Origin of the sequence: Paucibacter sp. B51 (assembly GCF_027863535.1) — a bacterium.
GTDB lineage: Bacteria > Pseudomonadota > Gammaproteobacteria > Burkholderiales > Burkholderiaceae_C > Paucibacter_A > Paucibacter_A aquatilis.
The window spans coordinates 1,071,800-1,089,449 of the sequence record NZ_JAPIVN010000001.1 but is presented as its reverse complement, the minus strand read 5'-3'; the positions used below and the strand labels follow the sequence as shown (position 1 = coordinate 1,089,449).

Annotated in this window: 15 protein-coding genes; 12 read left to right on the top strand and 3 right to left on the bottom strand. The window is 59.5% G+C overall.

Annotated features, from left to right (window positions below; all coding sequences use genetic code 11):
- Positions 1 to 4: 4 nt before the first annotated feature.
- On the top strand, positions 5 to 3,277 hold the full coding sequence (locus OOB33_RS04645; RefSeq protein ID WP_271007848.1) for a type I restriction endonuclease subunit R: 3,273 nt from the start codon (positions 5 to 7) through the stop codon (positions 3,275 to 3,277).
- Positions 3,278 to 3,985: a M48 family metallopeptidase gene (locus tag OOB33_RS04640; protein ID WP_271007847.1), complete on the top strand. Its 708-nt coding sequence runs from the start codon at positions 3,278 to 3,280 to the stop codon at positions 3,983 to 3,985.
- A gap of 211 nt (positions 3,986 to 4,196) precedes the next feature.
- Here OOB33_RS04640 and OOB33_RS04635 read toward each other — a convergent pair whose 3' ends face one another.
- Complete coding sequence (locus OOB33_RS04635) at positions 4,197 to 5,381, bottom strand: hypothetical protein (RefSeq protein ID WP_271007846.1); 1,185 nt, start codon at positions 5,379 to 5,381, stop codon at positions 4,197 to 4,199.
- Positions 5,382 to 5,499: 118 nt separating this feature from the next.
- Positions 5,500 to 6,420, bottom strand: a complete 921-nt coding sequence (locus tag OOB33_RS04630) for a hypothetical protein (RefSeq protein ID WP_271007845.1) — start codon at positions 6,418 to 6,420, stop codon at positions 5,500 to 5,502.
- 51 nt (positions 6,421 to 6,471) lie between these two features.
- Here OOB33_RS04630 and OOB33_RS04625 point away from each other — a divergent pair, with 51 nt between their 5' ends.
- The 5 genes from OOB33_RS04625 to OOB33_RS04605 all read left to right on the top strand — a co-directional run bounded on the left by OOB33_RS04625 (position 6,472) and on the right by OOB33_RS04605 (position 12,354).
- A complete protein-coding gene (locus OOB33_RS04625; RefSeq protein ID WP_271007844.1) occupies positions 6,472 to 6,900 on the top strand; it encodes a helix-turn-helix domain-containing protein in 429 nt (142 codons plus the stop codon).
- Positions 6,901 to 7,133: 233 nt separating this feature from the next.
- Complete coding sequence (locus tag OOB33_RS04620; RefSeq protein WP_271007843.1) at positions 7,134 to 8,330, top strand: tyrosine-type recombinase/integrase; 1,197 nt, start codon at positions 7,134 to 7,136, stop codon at positions 8,328 to 8,330.
- An 8-nt stretch (positions 8,331 to 8,338) separates the two neighbouring features.
- The gene (locus tag OOB33_RS04615) at positions 8,339 to 9,868 is read left to right on the top strand and encodes a site-specific integrase (RefSeq protein ID WP_271007842.1); all 1,530 of its coding nucleotides are present in this window, start codon (positions 8,339 to 8,341) and stop codon (positions 9,866 to 9,868) included.
- A complete protein-coding gene (locus OOB33_RS04610) occupies positions 9,861 to 11,909 on the top strand; it encodes an integrase (RefSeq protein ID WP_271007841.1) in 2,049 nt (682 codons plus the stop codon). The genes OOB33_RS04615 and OOB33_RS04610 overlap by 8 nt, the downstream gene beginning before the upstream one ends.
- Positions 11,902 to 12,354 carry a hypothetical protein gene (locus tag OOB33_RS04605; protein WP_271007840.1) on the top strand — a complete coding sequence of 151 codons (453 nt, stop codon included), beginning with the start codon at positions 11,902 to 11,904 and terminating at the stop codon, positions 12,352 to 12,354. Before OOB33_RS04610 ends, OOB33_RS04605 begins: the two co-directional genes overlap by 8 nt.
- Before the next feature lie 211 nt (positions 12,355 to 12,565).
- Here the strand turns inward: OOB33_RS04605 and OOB33_RS24505 are convergent, their stop codons facing one another.
- Positions 12,566 to 12,820: a DUF6429 family protein gene (locus OOB33_RS24505; protein ID WP_442953035.1), complete on the bottom strand. Its 255-nt coding sequence runs from the start codon at positions 12,818 to 12,820 to the stop codon at positions 12,566 to 12,568.
- Positions 12,821 to 13,194: 374 nt separating this feature from the next.
- Here OOB33_RS24505 and OOB33_RS04600 point away from each other — a divergent pair, with 374 nt between their 5' ends.
- The 5 genes from OOB33_RS04600 to OOB33_RS04580 all read left to right on the top strand — a co-directional run bounded on the left by OOB33_RS04600 (position 13,195) and on the right by OOB33_RS04580 (position 17,334).
- Positions 13,195 to 14,388, top strand: coding sequence for a CHAT domain-containing protein (locus tag OOB33_RS04600; protein ID WP_271007839.1), 1,194 nt, complete (start codon positions 13,195 to 13,197; stop codon positions 14,386 to 14,388).
- A 10-nt stretch (positions 14,389 to 14,398) separates the two neighbouring features.
- Entirely contained in the window at positions 14,399 to 14,830 is a 432-nt protein-coding gene (locus tag OOB33_RS04595; protein WP_271007838.1) for a response regulator, read from the top strand.
- A 17-nt stretch (positions 14,831 to 14,847) separates the two neighbouring features.
- Positions 14,848 to 15,579, top strand: coding sequence for a hypothetical protein (locus OOB33_RS04590; protein ID WP_271007837.1), 732 nt, complete (start codon positions 14,848 to 14,850; stop codon positions 15,577 to 15,579).
- Between the two features lie 193 nt (positions 15,580 to 15,772).
- Positions 15,773 to 16,912, top strand: a complete 1,140-nt coding sequence (locus OOB33_RS04585; RefSeq protein ID WP_271007836.1) for a transposase — start codon at positions 15,773 to 15,775, stop codon at positions 16,910 to 16,912.
- Entirely contained in the window at positions 16,909 to 17,334 is a 426-nt protein-coding gene (locus tag OOB33_RS04580; protein ID WP_271007835.1) for a transposase, read from the top strand. Before OOB33_RS04585 ends, OOB33_RS04580 begins: the two co-directional genes overlap by 4 nt.
- Positions 17,335 to 17,650: the final 316 nt, after the last annotated feature.

Sequence of the window (17,650 nt, the reverse complement as noted above, 5' to 3'; positions counted from 1 at the left end):
CGCGGTGAGCGAATACACCGAGGTTGAGCGGCCGTTCCTCGATCACTTGGCCCAGCAAGGCTGGACGGTGATCGACCAAGGCAACGGCGTGCCGCAACAGGCAAGCCCGAGCTTGCGGAACCACTTCCGCGAGTGGCTGCTGCCTGGGGTGTTTGACGAGGCGGTGCGAAGCCTCAACCGCACCAACGATGGACAGACCTGGTTGACGGACGCTCAACTGGACGAGTTGCGTCAGCAGCTGACGCGACACTCCAACCGGTCGCTGCTGGAAGCCAACGAAGCCGTGCAGGCGCTCTTGTTCAAGGCGCAGGTGGGCAGGAACGAACTGACCGGCGAATCAGACCCGGTGGTGCGGCTCATCGACTTCCACCGCCCTGAGAACAACCGCTTTCACGCCATCAACCAGTTCAGAGTGGACACGCCGGGATGCGTGAAGGCCTTCATCATTCCGGACATCGTGCTGTTCGTGAACGGCATCCCCCTGGTGGTGGTGGAGTGCAAGAAGGGATCTGAGGTCTGCGCCAACCCGATGCAGGAGGCCTTCGTCCAGCTGCAGCGCTATATGCGGCGCCGCGCGCAGACTGAGCTCGATGGACTCAAGGAGGGCGAGCCGCGCCTGTTCCACACCAATCTGTTCGTGGTGCGCAGCTGCGGTCTGGAGGCTGACTACGGCACCATCACTTCGGGTGAAGAGCACTTCTACGCCTGGAAGACCCTGTTTCCTCAGGATGACGGAGCGCTGATAGGCCTGAGCGCCCAGCAGCAATTGATTGGCGGCATGTTGACTCGCCCCAATCTGCTGCAGATCCTGCGCACCAGCTCGGTTTTCATGGACACTGATGGTGGCCCGCGCGTCAAGGTGGTCTGCCGCTACCAGCAGTACCGCGCGGCCGGCCGCATCATGACTCGCCTGCGCGAGGGCCAGACGGCTGCCGAGCGCAGCGGTGTGGTCTGGCACACCCAGGGGTCCGGCAAGTCGTTGACCATGGTGTTCCTGGCGCGAATGATGCGTGCCAGCCGTGATCTCAGCGACTACAAGATCGTCCTGGTCAATGACCGGCAGGACCTGGAAGAGCAATTGGGTGACACGGCCACCCTGATCGGCGGCCGCGTCAACGTCATTGAGAGCCGTGCAGGGCTGCGCAGCCACCTCGCCACCGACAGCTCCGATGTCAGCATGGTGATGGTGCACAAGTTCCAGGATCGGAAGGAAACGCTCAGCAATGCAGTAGCGGAAGCACTGGGCACCTATCGCGCCATCCCGGCCGGCAAGACCTTTGGGGTCGTCAACACCTCCGATCGCATCATCCTGATGATCGACGAGGCACACCGGACCCAGAGTTCAGACCTGGGCGACAACCTCTTCGAGGCATTCCCCAACGCAGCACGCATTGCGTTCACAGGAACGCCCTTGATCACCGAGCGCCACGGCGAGAAGAAGACCCACAAACGTTTCGGCGAGTACATCGACACCTACCGCCTAATGGATGCGGTGAACGATGGTGCGACGCTGCAAATCCTCTACGAAGGCAAGACGGCCGACAGCGCGCTGATCGAGAAGCACGCGTTCGACACGGCGTTCGAGGATCTGTTCCGAGACCGGTCTGACGAGGAACTGCTGGCGATCAAGAAAAAGTACGGCGCCACCGGCGACATCCTGGAAGCGGAACAGCGCATCAACGCCATCGCGCGCGACTTGGTCGCGCACTACGTGGACAACATCCTGCCCAACGGCTTCAAGGCTCAGGTGGTGTGCCACAGCAAGCTGGCCTGCGTGCGCTATCAGGCAGGCATTGAGGCCGCGCTGGCCGAGCGTGTCGCCAAGGAGGAAGCGCGCACCACGCCCGATGCGGAGTTGATCAAGCGGCTACGCTTTCTCAAGACTGCCGTGGTGATCTCCAGCGACGGGACGAACGAACCGGCCTATGTGACGCATGCGCGCAAGCAAGCCCAGCGCATGAACGCGGTGGACAACTTCTGCCGCAGCTTCGACCTAGGGGATCCCGACAAGGCTTACTCCGGCATTGCCTTCCTGATCGTGTGCGACATGCTGCTCACGGGCTTTGACGCGCCCATCGAGCAGGTGATGTACATCGACAAGAAGTTGCGCGAGCACACCCTGCTCCAAGCGATTGCGCGGACGAACCGGGTGAAGAAGGGCAAGAAGCGCGGTTACGTGGTGGACTACATCGGCCTGGCCAATCACCTGACCGAGGCACTCACGGTCTATGCCGCCACTGAAGAACAGCAGGAGCTGAAGGACGGCCTGAAGAACATCACGTCCGAGTTGCCCGTGCTCGAAGAGCGCTACCAGCGGCTTCTGCAGCATTTCACAGCCATGGGCGTGAAAGACATCGAGGCTTTTGCAACCGGCCGGACATCGACCCAGGAGACTGGTGCCGCGGTGGTCCACCAGGCGGTGACTGCTCTGAAGGACGAACGACAGCGCGCCGACTTCGAGGTGTACCTAAAGAAGTTTTTGTCCAGTTTGGACATCATCCTGCCCGGTGCTCATGCGCAGCCCTACCGCGTGCCAGCGCGGCGCTTCGGCTATATCCTGCAAGTGGCCAAGGAACGCTACAAAGACGAAAGCCTGAACCTGGGTGATGCCGGCGAGAAGGTGAAGGCGCTCATCAACGAGCACTTGGTCAGTCTGGGCATCAACCCCAAGGTGCCGCCGGTGGAACTGCTGTCTGCGGACTTCATGGAGCAGCTGAGTGCTCACGCTGGCGGCAGTGCGGAGGCCAAGGCAAGCGAGATGGAACATGCCATTCGCAAGCACTGCACCGTTCATCACGACGAGGATCCAGCTTTCTACAAGAGCCTCTCCCAGAAGGTGGACGCGTTGATCGAGCGCCACAAGGACGAGTGGGACCTTTTGGTCGAGAAGCTTGCAGAGCTCAGGCATGAGGCCGTGGTCGGCCGCCAGCAAGGCCAACACGGTATGAGCAAGGAGGTCTCGGCATTCTTCGATCACGTCGTGCAGGTCAGCTTCGTTGGCGGTAAATTGCCTGATGCCGACCGCCCGACGTTCAAGGCCTTCATGGAGGCCGTGGTGGAACTGCTGCAGGACACGATTGGCAGCATCGACTTTTGGCAAAACCCAGACAAGCAAAAGCGTGTGCGAGCACTGATCAAGACCGAGATCGCCAAAACATCCATCGAGGAAATGAAGCAGAACCGCGAGCGGGTGGCCGTCGAAATCATGAAGCTGGCCAAGAACCGGCACGGCGAGCTGACCAAGGCGCCCCGGGCGGCCGCCAGCAAGGAGACCTGAATGCAAGTTCGCCAGGTTCACGACATCGAGTACCACCTGCTGCCAGGCACTGCCCGGATGACGACCGACATCGTTATCGAACGCGATGGCGTGGTGACCGTACGTCCTCCTGCGCGAATGACGCCTGAGCAGATCGACCAGACCGTGCTGTCCAAGCGCATGTGGATCTACCGCAGCCTGGCGGAATGGCGCGAGCTGAACGGTGGCCGCATCAACCGTGAATGGGTCAGCGGCGAGTCCTTCATGTACTTGGGAAGCAGCTACCGGCTTGAGTTGGTGCCGGAGCAAGACGAGCCACTGAAACTGAAGGACGGCCGCTTCTGCCTGCTGAAGAGTGTCGTCACTGAACTCGGAACAGATGGTGCCAGCAAGGCCTTCGCAACCTTCTATGCGGACAAAGGGCAGCCGCGTCTGGCGCGCCGGGTTGCCTACTTCGCCCCGAAGGTCGGCGTCGCGGCTGGGCGTGTGGAGGTCAAGGATCTGGGATACCGCTGGGCCTCATGCCTGAAGGACGGCGATCTGCACTTTCACTGGAAGTGCCTGATGGCTCCCCTAACGATCATCGACTACATCGTCGCCCATGAGCTCTGCCACATGCTCCACCGAGACCACTCCAGCGCGTTCTGGAACGAGGTCGACAAAGTCCTGCCGGACTACCAGCGAAGGAAGGAATGGCTAAGGGTACGCGGCGTTGAACTGGATCTTTGAGCTATCTGCCGAAGCTGTTCAGTAGGGCCAACCGTTCTGGCAGTCCCTCCGGCCCTTACCAGCCGACCCAAATTCCGCCTTTTGGCTTTACTAAATGCCTTGGCAATGATTCGCACAATGATCCGACTGGTCTTGCCAATATGCACAGAACCCACTGCAGGTTCGAAGATGGTGGTTAAAGCGGGCCCGCCTTTTGAGTGCAATTGGTACATCAAGCTCCGCGTCCGGGCACCCCAGGCTCGAACGAACCCAGAATCTCCGAAAGACTTGCATTGAGTGGATCTAGGCTGTCGGCCACCTGCATGGCACGGTCCGCCCATTGGCGAAAGTCTTCAGCTCGCGGCCCTGCCACTTCTGGGTGCCGGCTCAAGGCCGTGGCCATGGCGCGAATCTCATTCGCCTGCGTCTGACGCTTTGCTAGCCCGACGATCTCATCACGGATCCTGGCCAGTTTCATGGCTGCCGCCGCTTGCCTCTGCTCTTCCTCTGCGCGTAGACGGGCCAATTCCGCCAAACGGTCGGCCTCACGCTGTTGAACCAGCAACTCATGGCGTGCGTATGCGGCCGCACGGAAAGACTCTTCTGCGCGCCGCAAGAGGTATTGCGTGATTTCGGTGAGCTTGTCCTCCAACTTCCCCGCGTCGGAGTCAGTCCACTGCATCGTGCCACCATGGGAACCCTTATGACCGACTTCAAGCGTGGTGGTCTTGACCGCTGACCAGTCGCGAAGGCGCTTGCTGTCGGTCGGTTCTCGGAACATCAGCCGCATGCCAGCGCCGCCAAAGTTCAAGCAAAGAGCGAGTCGGTGCACCGTGCCGAGCCCCCGGATCCATTCATCCTCTGACACGACAGCCTGGACTCCGTAAAAAGGGCGAAGCGCACGCGCCAGGCTGTTGAACAGCCGCAGTTGGCGTTGAAACACTGGCTCATCAAAGTGAGGCTTCTCGTAGCTCCAGACCCTATCCGGCCCCCGCCGCTTCTCTTCAGCGGCGAGGAGCTTTGACAAGGCGGGGTCTGGAGCTTCCAGATCCCTGGTGCGGACAACCTTGCCAATGCGAGCAGCCGCGGCCGCCACCTGCGCGTCCAAGTCTTCCAAGAACGTTGGCGGGACAAGAGGCTCGTCCGATTGGGTCGGCCGGCGCCAATGGCTGATGTTCTCTTGCCCGATCACCACCCAGCAGTTTTGGCCGGGCAATCGCAAGGGCAGCGGTACTTGCTGCACCTTGCGGCCGACCTGCCGCTTTGCCCAGTAGCCCGGCGGCGGCGCAGGGATGTTCGCGCGCAGGCAATGCTTGTTGATCGCGACATTCGAAACGCCAAACGCCTTGGCCAGTTCAGTGCGCGGCTCGGACCAGACCAGGTCATACAGGGCGTGACGGGATAGGGTGACGGGCATCTTGACTCCTGAGGGCATCGAACGAAGACCCGAATCTCCCTGTCCGTAGCCAATCCGATGCATTCCTCAAACCGCTCGAGCCCGGTAAGGTAGCCCGCCAGCCGCGTCCCAGTTCGGCTCAGTAGCGCCAAAGCTGCGCATAGAAATGGCGCCGAGTTCGCATGGTGCGACACGCTTGTGGAAATCGTGCTCGTCGCTGCTGGAGACCCCAATGCTGCTGGAACATACGCGAATAGCGGTCGCCGGTCTGAAGCTCCTGCGCGGGACTTTCTTCCCCGTCCAACCCGAGTGAGTAGTCAATCAAGGTCATCATATAAGTCAATCGCATCCGATCCCTGCCCACAGCACTGTGCATCCAAAGAGGATCGTCTGGATACAGCACGGGCAACAGCCAAAGAATTCGATTGAGCGCCGTTCTGCGTGGTGGCGTCACTCGGGATGACATCCGATCGACGGCAAACAACATCAGAGCATCCAAGTAGCCGAGTTTGTCGAGGTGGAGTTCGTCTACAAACCTACGAGATGGAAGCAAGTCACTTGTTGGTACAGCCGCTAGGGCAATGCTCGCTTGTCGCCAGAGGTCCGGCATCTTTGATTTGAGTCGCCGGATAGTGCGCTCATCTAGATCCCGTCTTTCCAACCAAACCAGCATGGGATGGTGAAGATCCATACGAAGGTCTGGGAAGACCCTCCGCACCTGTTCCACGGCTGCAGGGCCCGGAATGTGCTCACCTCGAGTCCGGGCGTACCAAACGCGCAAGGCCTTTGGGTAGCTTCGGTCCGGCACAACCTTGCGCACAACTGACGAGATGGTTTGCTCGCCCCCCTGCGCCCAGATTTCGGCAAAAAAAGCGCGAACCAATTCGCGGCGAAAGGCCATGGCAAACACCTTGCGAAACTGATCAGCGGTCAGATTTGTTGCAGTCGCGATCGGCGTTTGACCAATGGCCAAGGGGGACATCCAGGTTGAAGCAGTCATCATGCGAAAGGAACAGGGCGGACACGCGGGCTTGAATCGACAGACGGTGGTGCGCTTCATAGCATCGCACTCGCCACGCGATTGACCTATCGCTGTCAAGAGATTGCCCCATTGACCCACTCCACACTTCGTTTCCCTGGCGTGCTGCGGACCTTTCGGATCCGCCAGGGACTTCTGCAAAAGACCTTTGCGCTCGGCCTGCGGCTCGATGCCGGGCAACTGTGCGCTGTCGAACGTGGCACGCGAGGACCATTAGATGCCGCAGCTCTGGAACGGGTTGCTGAGCTGTTGAGCCTGTCAGCTTCAGAGAAGCGCGAGCTCGAATGGACGGCCCGTCATGATCGACTCGTGAGGCACGCAATGCGAGAAGGTGCATTCCGCGACGAGGTCGAGCTGTACTCCCTGTGCCTGGAAGCGCTTCACAACCTGCGCCCAGAGCAACGAATCGGGCTGATTCAGCTGGTCCGAAGGTTCAACGACAGCGCCAAGGAGTTGTCATCCCTGACGCCTGCGAACCGAGACATGGAGGATCTCCCATGAACTAGAAGAGAAACGGCGGGCCACTGGGGCCCGCCGTCCTGGTTCGGTCGAGATTGACCTTGGTGTTGGCGCAGCAAGTGTCTTCCGGACTCGGCCGGTTCGTCAACATGCCTCAGCCCATCTTGGCCTCCCATGCTCAAGTTGTAGACGTCGCATAGGGAAGCTCACTCCGGTGATAGGACGACGGCATGCCACTCAGGCCCACCTCGCTTCGGCTGGGCCGGGGAAGACTCATGCCTTTTCAAATTCGGCTGCTCGTCATGGCGAGCGGTGAACGACTGCCCCTTCTCTGCGATGCGGCAGGCCAGCCGCTCGACGCGCCCCTCCTGTACACCTTGACCGAACTACGAGCCCGGGGCCTCTCTACAGCCACGATCCGGCATGCAGCACAGGCAATCAAGGTGCTACTTCAAACCCTCGCTCAGCAGAACATCGTTCTGGAATTGCGCCTGATGCAGGGAGAATTCCTCCAATTGCATGAGGTGGATCTCGTCGTCCGCGAGGCAGCACTCGCTGCTGATCCCGGTGCAGCAGACCCCGTACGGAGCATAAGTCGCACCGCAGCTGCCACGCGCCTGCACTACATGCTTGCATACCTCAGATGGATGGGGCATTGCTACCTGCTGCGTCTCGAGCCTCAGGGGACACGCTACCTGGAGCTCCGAGATCGCATAGACAAGGCATGCAAGGCAATGCATGCGCGGGCGCCAAGTGTTGGCGTTCGTAGTGACATCGATGAGCGCCAAGGGCTGGATGAAGTTGCGTTCAAACGCGTAATCATGGCCAGTACCGGATCGCCCGAAGTTCGACTCTGGCACCGAGCCCACGCCGAACAGAGGAATCGCCTTATTCTCAGCTGGCTCATTGAACTGGGCATCCGCCGGGGCGAGTTGCTGGGAGTTCGGGTCAACGACATCGACTTTCAGAGAAACCAGGTCCTGATTGCACGGCGAGCTGACGACCCGAGCGATCCTCGTCCGGCTCAGCCGCTGACAAAGACCAAGGCACGCATACTGCCCTTGTCAGACGACCTCGCAGCAGCCACCCATGACTACGTGATGGGCGAGCGCATGCGCCAGAGAGGCAGCGGACGCCACGGTTTTCTGTTCGTCTCCGGTGGCTCAGGCGCACCACTTTCGATTGCGGGACTGAGCAAGGTTTTCGCTGAAATGCGCAGGTCCGATCCAGCCTTGCCGGCAGAGCTGACGCCTCACGTACTCCGGCATACATGGAACGACAGATTCAGTCTGCAAATGGAAAGGCTCGCCGTCGACCCAGAGACTGAGAAGCGCATCCGCTCCACACTGATGGGGTGGAGCATGACCTCCAATACGGCCTCGACATATACGAAGCGCTTTGTGCGCAAGGCTGCCTCTCAGGCAATGCTGACGATGCAGGAAGGCTTGAAGTTCAAAAGGGAACCGCAATGAGGCAACCAATGCATGCTTCAACCAAGGCGCAAATAGCGCCCCCTGATGAACTGAGATTTACCCGTCTAGGAACGCCCTACCGATTCAATGACAACTGGTGGAGCATCAGAGAGGGTGTGAACCAAGTCAACTTCAACTTCGCCCTCGTGGAAGCGTCCATAACTTCCAGCTTGTTGGCCGGGCTGAAGCTGACCTTGTCTTGGCTGTTATCCAACAAGGCAGCTGCAACTGCGCAAAACACGTTTCACTCCTTCATTCACTTGCTACGCGTGACAGCGCGCTCGTCTTCTAACCCATTAAGTCTGTTGACGGGGTATGACCTGATGTCGTATCGCGCTACTCTCGCTGACAAGCAAGGCAGCCGCTTTCACTCCCTAGCCATCCTAGTAAGGAAGTGGCGGGAGTTGGATGACGTCAGCGTGGCGCGAGATGCAATTGAATTCTTGGAAGCCATCCGACTCAAGGCACCACCACCAGGAGAGCCGGTTCGTACGTTGTGCCCGTTCCGAGGACCGCTAACGGCGGTAGAGGATGAAGCCTTCCAAACGGCCTTAAACATCGCATTTGCATCTGGAAAAATTAGCGAGGACGCGTTCTTTGCGTCATGGCTGACCCGCGCGATTGGGCAGCGTCCCTCGCAGACTGCAGCCCTCAAGGTATGCGACCTGATGGCCGAGCGGCGCGCCGATGGAGCGTTTAGATACACGATCCGCGTGCCTCGCGCCAAGAAGCCGCAGATGAAGCACGGCAGAGAGTCATTGAAGTTGAGGCCTCTGGTGCGGCAGATCGCAGAACCACTCCAGATCTACCTCAGGACAGTCGTAGAGAGATTCTCAGGACTGATGGAAGATCCGACCCAAGCTCCAATGTTTCCACGAGCCACACTTGCGACACCGGAAGACAACGAGTTCGCGTGGCACCGCACAGGTGATGAGTTATCAATAATCCTCACCAAGACAGCCAGGATGCTGGGAGCGCACTCTGAACGCACGGGAAAATTGCTGCACATCAGCCCCTCTAGACTGCGCCGCACGGTGGGCACCCGAGCAGCGCAAGAAGGCCATGGCGAGATCGTTATCGCTGAGATTCTCGACCACACGAATACCGCAAGTGCCAGGTACTACGTAGCCAACGTACCGCAAATTGTCGAACGGATCGATGCGGCAGTGGCGAACTCCCTTGCTCCATTGGCTCGCGCGTTCCAAGGATTGCCGCCCGCATCAAAGCAGGAGCTGGGCCCTGAGGTTCCTCATCAGATCGTGGACATGCGCAAGGATAAAAGTGACCGCGCCGTAGGTCAGTGCACTGGCGGCGAGTGCCGGTTTCTCGCGCCGGTCGCTTGCTACACCTGTCGCCATTTCAAGCCTTGGATAGATGGCCCGCACGAGGAGTTACGCGACGAACTCATTGCACAGCGCACAGCTCAACTGGCGCGCAACGCGCCTCGGGTTGCAGTAGTTCATGACCGAACCATCCTGGCAATCAGTCAAGTTATTCAAATTTGCCAAGACCTTCTGAGGGTGGCTCGCCGTGACTAGTCTGCTGCATTTCTCACCTCGAGCCCATCTCACAGCCCAAGAGAACTTGGCCGACTTTGTTCTAGCCAACGAAAAGCAGTCTTCCGTCTTTGGTGCTGGACTGAACTTTGGCGCCGATGTTTGGGATGTCTCGGACTACCTCGTAGCGAAAGCAAAGCGGAATTCGACCAGACTTCATTTCACACAATGGCACGAGAACCGCAACTTGCGAGGCGCCCCCATGATCGAGCCCTTCAAGAGCTTTGCAAAAGCCTACATGCGTTACCAGCAGGGTCTGAGGCCATCCAAAAGCTTGGAAGCCCGCCTGATCGCTCTACGGGCTCTTCACGATGCACTTTGCGATTCGCCCATAAACGGGGACTCGACCCAGCTCTTGCCACTTCACTTCAATCGCGCTGCCCAGATAATTGCTAGCAGGACCGCCAAAAGCTCTGCGTACCAATACGGTGTGCAACTTGAATTGATCTACAAAACCATGGCGGAATGCCGGCTACTTGCCCAGCCACAGACCTGGCGGTCACCGATTCGTCGAGGCGAGGACGTTGCCAAGGTGGGGCCGGAGTTTGATGCGCGACGAATCTCACGTCTGCCCAGTCCTGAAGCATTGGCAGCCTTGGCAGCAATCTTCAGGGTTGCTTCGACACCATCCGAAGTCATGGTCACTTCGGTGGCAGCAATCATGTGCGCGGCGCCGGAACGTGTAAACGAGGTTCTTCGCCTATCGATCCATTCCGAGGTGACATCAGACGAGGGGCTTGGCTCCAATGGGTACTATGGGCTGCGGTGGTACCCCTCTAAGGGGGCAGATCCCCAGGTAAAGTGGGTGGTGCAGTCCATGGCGGATGTTGTGCGGCAGGCTATCGACAAAGCAAGAAAGGTCTCCGCACAAGCACGAGAGCTGGCCAGTTGGTACGAGTCAAATCCAACAAGGATCTTCTTGCCAACGGAACTAGAGAATCTTCGCACCCAGACTTGGCTCACCATGGCTGAGCTCACGTCGGTCCTGTTCGAAGGAATGCCACGCCGAACGGTCGCTCGAGTGTGGTGTCAGACATATGGCGTGCCGACTGAACTTCGCGGCGGCAAGGCCTACGCGCGATTCAGTGACATAGAGAGAGCAGTCATTGGCATGCTTCCGCGAGGATTTCCTTTTGCGTACGCCGCACAGAAATTGCGCTACTCCGATGTGCTTTTCATTGTCCGCAAGCACGAGATGCATACGAATCGGGCGACCTACCGATGCATGTTTACATGGGTCAGTTTCTCAGACGTCTACAACCGCCTTTCCTCACGCGGAGAGTGCGGTCAAACGCTGTTTGACGCATTTGAGTTTCGTGAAGCCGATGGGTCTGCAATTAGCGTTCGAACCCATCAGCTCCGGCACTACCTAAACACCATCGCGCAGACTGGCGGGATGTCGCAGCTGGAGATCGCCGTGTGGTCAGGCCGATCTCGCATCAGTGACAACAAGGCCTACGATCACGTGTCCAACAAGGATGTGCTGGCCAAGCTGACCGAGCTGACTAACGCGCAGAATCCACCTAGTCTCGTTCCAAAGAGGGTCGACTCACGCGGCATGGTTCTTCGCGATCAGTTCTCGAAGCTGGGGGTTCACGCGGCGCATACAACGGACTTCGGCTACTGCGGCCATGATTTCTCGATGCTTCCCTGTCAATTGCACCAGGACTGTCTCAACTGCGATGAGCACTTCTGCCGCAAGGGCGAAGCCTCCAAAGAGCAGCGCCTGTCGAAGCTCCTTGAGGAAACCGAGTCCTTGCTCAAGCGCGCAGAGCAGGCAGTGAACAGTGGGCTGGCCGGCGCGGACCGATGGGTCGCTCATCACCAAGGGACGATTCAGCGCATCCGAGATCTGCTGCAGATCGTTCAGGACCCGACGGTCGCCACTGGCGCACTGATCTGGATTGGCGCACCTCAGATGCCCTCGCCGCTCGCAAGGGCCCTGCAGGACCGACAGCGATTGCTGGAGCGTTCACTGCGAGCAACTGGAGCCGAGATGCAGTGGAGACTTCCGAATGCGTAAGCGCGGCCGGAATCTTGCCGACACAGATGTCGACCTAATCGTGGGCATGCTCGATGGCTGGTCGGGCATCTTGAGCTGGAAAGGGCTCATAGATGCCGTGGAAAAGCGACTGTTCTGTGGCTACACCCGTCAAGCTCTCAGCAAGCACGACCGAATTGCCCAGGCTTTCCGGCTGTCCAAGATTCGGTTCGCTGAGGCTGGCATGGCCCGAGGCCCAAAGAGAACATTGACGCCCGCGGAACAGGCGCTTTCCGAAAGGCTGACCCGGCGGGAAGCGGAAGTGACCCGGCTCAGGGCCGAGAACCAGCGCCTGCTTGAGCGGCATGTGCTGTGGCTCTATAACGCGCGGGCTCGTGGGCTGACACCGGCTGAGCTTGAACAGCCATTGCCGCCGGTTCATCGGGGGCAGACGAAGGCCACGCTTCGTAGGGCTGGCAATGGGTGAGCTTTGCGAGGGTCAGCTGCGGTTGAAGGGGAATGGACCTATGTACGACTGCTCTTTGCCTGTAGCTGTCATCACTTATCCAAGGACTGCTCTGCAGCGGTTGCCGCCACTCAATATGCCAGCCAAGGAAGTCTGCTATGGGCCACAAGCCGCTATCCGGAAGGAGGCAACGAACGACAGGTCGGCCGCCGAGTGCGGTCATCGGCGCAAACTATCGAATCAGCTTTGTTCCGAATAGCTCGACCGCCAATGCCTTGACCCTGGAGACCTCCTCGTCGGTCTGTCGCCCAGACTCCCCATGACCGCGAGGATTGAAGATCAGTCGCTGGACTTGCAGGGACTCCATCACAGCGATGTCATATCGTTTCCGAGCGCGGCCTGTATTGAACTCGAAGACACCCAGGAGTGCGAGTACGGCGTTCTGTATCTGTTGCTCATCGTCCCTGTATGCGTCCGGCGAAGTCATCTTGGTCGGCGAGAGGCGAGCAGCAAGGATCTCATCCACTTGACGATAGGTGGACACGATGACAAGCGAGAAGACGGTGAGACGGTGAGACGGCGACGATCGTGGCCGAATGCGAAATGGAGGAGGCCTCGGTCGCGAGCGTCGCAATGCAACGCGGCATCAATGCCAACGTCGCGCATCGCTGGCCCCGGAACTACTCACGGCTCTCGAACGGTGCCCCGGCTTCACCGTGGCCTGCGAGAATAGATTCAGCAAATGACGCGACGCTCGTCGAGTTCCAGCGCGCTTCCGAGTTGGACACAGACCTGCGTCCACAATTAAGGTTGTTCCAAGGACTCATCGGCCATCACAGGCGACACCCAGGGAGGATGCAGATGCCGTCGATTCTGGTTCTTTTCAGCAATCCGGAAGACTCCGATCGCCTGAGGCTCGATCGCGAGCATCGTGCCTTGAGCCTGCTGCAGGAAAAGCATCGGCAGGCCGGATACGCGTTCGATGTCCTGCAGGCGACGAGTCGCTCCGACCTGGCAAAGGCGCTAGCGCAGAAGTCTTATCAGATCGTGCATTTCTCTGGGCACGGGTCGGACCGCGGCTTTTGGGTCGAGCGAGATGACGGAGAAGGTGGTGAACTCATCTCGGCGGAGTCTTTGGGTGAACTGCTTCGCGAGTTCCAGCCGAGCCTCGGACTGCTCCTGCTGATGTCCTGCTATTCGTCTGCGGCGGTATCAACGGTCGTCGATACCGCCTCCTACATAGTGACGGCTAGCGGATCGGCTGACGACGACGCAGCCATGAAGTTCGTGCGCAACTTTTATGACACCTACCTCGAGAAGGGATCGATCGAGCGGGCTTTCTCTATATCGAACTTCATCGTCGGGGATGAACTGAACTGCGTGCTGACCCGTCGAGCCAAGGTGGGAGCGAGCGTCAAGCCGTTTGTGGCGCTGTTCTCGAAGAAGAAGATCGAGCCCATGTATCTCGACCTGTCGGAGGCCGAGGAGAGCATCAAACGCCTGAACATCCCGCGTGAGCAAGTCGTGGCCACGCTCGGCAGGAAGATGCACATTCACCGCTGGATTTTCGAAGAGCCGCGGGACCGGGCCGTTCTCACCGTAGGGCCGTACTTCGGTGTCTTCTCATGGAAGAGCGTGAGCGACGTGATCGTCTGCCACCAGATGCTGCGGCTTCGCACCGGCCTGCCCGAGAAGCTGATCCAAACTTGGGCAGAACTGATCGTCACGTACAACGACCTTTATATGAGCGAGTACCGGCTCCTCAGTACGCCGGTTGACTCGTCGACCGCAAGGACGGTTGCGCGAGCCATTCAGGAGTTTAAGAAGGCCCACGCGCGCTTCTTCGAGGGCATCGAAGGTGCAGAGTGGCTCGCAGACGGAGACCGATCGCACTTTGTCGCGATCGGCGCGACGCTGAATGCCAATGTGGAAAAGGCCGCTGAGAAGCTTGAGAACCAGGAGTACGCACGATCCGTGATCTTCCTAGAGACCGCGCTCAGCTCAATTCATGACTTCATTGATTCCCTAGTGGAGCGCTTGGCCGATCCCGATTAAATGCTCGACCATGGCCTCCCCAATCAAGAGACGCATCCTCCTTGTAGAAGATCATGAACTCATTCGGGCGGCCATACCCAGAATCCTCGATTCCCCGGAGTTTGACCTTGAGTTCGAGTTGGCCGGAAACACCAAGGAAGCCATAGACAAAATGCAAGTATTCCAGCCACATCTGGTCAGCCTAGACATCCACATTCCAGGAGAACGTGGTGCTTCGGGGTACTACGGCGGCATGTACGTGCTTGAGCAGATCGCACGCGCGCAGCGCCAGATGCCCCTCGTGGTCGTTTTCACTGCCGACAACTCTGTTCATACGCAGATCAAGGGTCAGCGCTTGTGGGAAAAGTATCAACCGGGAAGAATATTCTGGGTCGGCAAAACATCTGCGCCGAAGGAATACACGGCTGCGATGTATGAAGCAATGCGTCAGGTGACGTGCTGAACGGCGCTAACTCGAACATGAATGCCTCAGATGGTCGTATCGACCAGATCTTCGCCGAAGCCTTCAAGGAATATGGACCGCCCTTTGATCGCACGCCCTATTTCGAAGTGGAGTCCGCCGGCTTGCCGGAGATCCGCGCGTTGCTACGACACGCGCTGTCTCATCAATGGCGCGCCTATGGCGAACGCGGACTGATCCATCTCGACTTCATCCACAACCAGAGCTTCAATGCGCTGGCCACGAGAAGTGGTGACCACGAACTGATCGCGATCTTCTCCGGAGCCCTGCAAGCGATCTACCAGTTCTGGTTTTTCTTCATGTGCGACCCGCTGGCGATGCCGTATATAGGAGATCCGACTAAGGAGTCTACTGAGAGGGCGTTCGCCGCGGCAATCCGCCGTGGCGACTTCCACCCGGCAGCGCTTCAGCATCCTCACGACGAGACCCGCTACGTTGCCGCGCAAAACCTGGCGCTTGTCACGTGCTTCGTGCTGGCGAACCACGAGGTCGGGCATATTGCAAGCTGTCATCCACACTACCTCCAGGCCATCAGCCCTCAGCGCGGCGTATATGAAGAGTTGCCTGCCATGTCCAAGTCGATTCGGGCGCAGAAGCTCAGGCAGGCGATGGAGCTTGAGGCGGACGAGTACGCTGGAGGAGCGTCCTTCCAATGTCGGTTCGCGCTGAAGGTTGAACTGCGACTTCCATCAAATCCGGTACTTAGCGATTTTTGTCCCATCGAGGACTGAATCCGTGTCTCATCGAAGTTTGAACTCGCGGCTTTTTGTCTCGTTGAAGTTTGAATTGTCGCGTGAGCTTGGCCGACAGGCAGGCGCTCATCATGGCCGTTGAGGCTGTAAAAAAACCACCCCATCGGGTCCGTCCCGATTCACTGCGAAGCCCCTGACGCATCAAATACACAGACCCGTCCAGGAGGCCGCCATGCCGCGCTACAAGCCCAGTGATTGCCACGCGCTGATGCTGCCCGTGGTGCTGTCGGAACAGATCGTGCCGGGCAGTTTTGCCTTTGCGCTGAGCTACCTGGTCGATCACGAGCTGGATCTGAGCGCCCTGGATGCGCGCTTCAAGAACGACATCACGGGCGCCAGCGCCTACGACCCGCGCGTGATGCTGAAGATCGTCTTGCTGGCCTACAGCCAGGGCATCATCTCCAGCCGTGGCATCGCGGCCGCCTGCTCACGCAACGTGCAGTTCATCGCCATCAGCGGCGACAGCCAGCCCAGCCACGCGCACATTGCCAAGTTCGTGGTCTCGCTGAGCGATCAGATCCAGCCTCTCTTTGCCCAGGTGCTGATGACTTGTGACGCCCAGGGGCTGATCGGCCGCGAGATGTTCGCCATCGACGGCGTCAAGCTGCCCAGCAACGCCAGCAAGGAGCGCAGCGGCACGCAGGAGGAACTGCGCCACCGGGCCGAGCGCCTGGACAAGGCGGCCGACAAGATCCTGGCGCTGCACCAGGCGCAGGACAAGGCGGGAGCACAGGAGCCCTTGGAAGCCAAACGGCAAGCCCGCGTGGAAGCCTTGCGCGAGGAGGCCGCACGCACCCGGGCCTTCGTCGCCCAGAACCCCAAGCGACTGAATGCCAAGGGCCAGGAGCTCAAGTCCAACATCACCGACCCCGACAGCGCCAAGATGGCCACCAACAAAGGCGTGATCCAGGGCTACGCAGCGCAAGCAGCCGTGGACAGCGCCAACCAAGTCATCATCGCTGCCGACGTGGTGGGCTCAGGCTCGGAGCAGGCCATGCTCGCGCCCATGATCGAGCAGGCCAAGCCGTGGAGCGACGAGAGTACCCTGGTCACCGCGGATGCGGGCTATCACAGCGAAGCCAATGTGCAGCAACTGCATGACAGCAACACCCCAGCGCTGATCGCCGACGGACAGATGCGCAAGCGCGACGAGCGCTTCGCGGAGCAGGCCAAGCACAAGGCAAAGCCTGACCCTTTCACGACAAGAAGGCAGCGGCCGAGAAGCCCGAGGAAGGCAAGCACTTCCGACCCAAGGACTTCAGCTTCAACGACGCAGCCCACACCGCCACGTGCCCGGCGGGCCAGGTCTTGAGCAGCAGCGGCCGCCTCCATATCACCGCGAGTGGCCAGCCCTATCAGACCTACACGGCCAAGGCGACGGACTGCGGCAGCTGCGCGCTGCGCACCAAATGCATCAAGACCCGTCAGGCTGATGAGAAGAGCCCACCGGCACGAGGCCGCCAGGTCAGCCGCTTTCTGCCCAGCGCACCCGACCCCGAACACCCGAGCGAGCGCATGCGCCAGGCGATCGATTCACCGCGAGGCCGGCAGCTCTACAGTCAACGCATTGGAACGGTGGAGCCGGTGTTTGCGAACCTGCGGCACAACAAGCGCCTGAGCCGCCTCAACCACCGCGGGCAGGCCAAGGTGCGGACGCAGTGGAGCTTGTATTGCATGGTGCACAACATTGAGAAGCTGTCGGGCGCGGGGCTCGGACAAGCGAGGGCGCAATAACGCGGCCGACAGGCGGCACAATCCGATTCAAACGCTGAAGAACTGGCCGAGAGACTGGCCGAAAGACTCAAAGTTACCCATGAATCCAGATCCAAGAACTCGCAAACATTCCGTCATGCCGTGCGGTGCGCGTGGGTGCGAGATTTGGGTTTTTGGACAACCTCGTTGTGCGCTTGACCGCGCGCAAGCTGCGAGCGAAACACCAGTTCTGCCGCCCGAGCGCGATTGCGGGAGCCGGCCTGCATTGACCAGAGTGCCTGTTTGCATCGACCGGGCTGCTGGTCGCAACCGTGCACCAACTACCGCTGCGCCAGCG

Bases quoted from the DNA above. Each gene is read 5' to 3' on its own strand.
- OOB33_RS04640 (WP_271007847.1), top strand. From the start codon at position 3,278: ATGCAAGTTCGCCAGGTTCACGACATCGAGTACCACCTGCTGCCAGGC.
- OOB33_RS04635 (WP_271007846.1), bottom strand. From the start codon at position 5,381: ATGCCCGTCACCCTATCCCGTCACGCCCTGTATGACCTGGTCTGGTCC.
- OOB33_RS04630 (WP_271007845.1), bottom strand. From the start codon at position 6,420: ATGAAGCGCACCACCGTCTGTCGATTCAAGCCCGCGTGTCCGCCCTGT.
- OOB33_RS04620 (WP_271007843.1), top strand. From the start codon at position 7,134: ATGCCTTTTCAAATTCGGCTGCTCGTCATGGCGAGCGGTGAACGACTG.
- OOB33_RS04615 (WP_271007842.1), top strand. From the start codon at position 8,339: ATGCATGCTTCAACCAAGGCGCAAATAGCGCCCCCTGATGAACTGAGA.
- OOB33_RS04605 (WP_271007840.1), top strand. From the start codon at position 11,902: ATGCGTAAGCGCGGCCGGAATCTTGCCGACACAGATGTCGACCTAATC.
- OOB33_RS24505 (WP_442953035.1), bottom strand. From the start codon at position 12,820: ATGACTTCGCCGGACGCATACAGGGACGATGAGCAACAGATACAGAAC.
- OOB33_RS04600 (WP_271007839.1), top strand. From the start codon at position 13,195: ATGCCGTCGATTCTGGTTCTTTTCAGCAATCCGGAAGACTCCGATCGC.
- OOB33_RS04595 (WP_271007838.1), top strand. From the start codon at position 14,399: ATGGCCTCCCCAATCAAGAGACGCATCCTCCTTGTAGAAGATCATGAA.
- OOB33_RS04590 (WP_271007837.1), top strand. From the start codon at position 14,848: ATGAATGCCTCAGATGGTCGTATCGACCAGATCTTCGCCGAAGCCTTC.
- OOB33_RS04585 (WP_271007836.1), top strand. From the start codon at position 15,773: ATGCCGCGCTACAAGCCCAGTGATTGCCACGCGCTGATGCTGCCCGTG.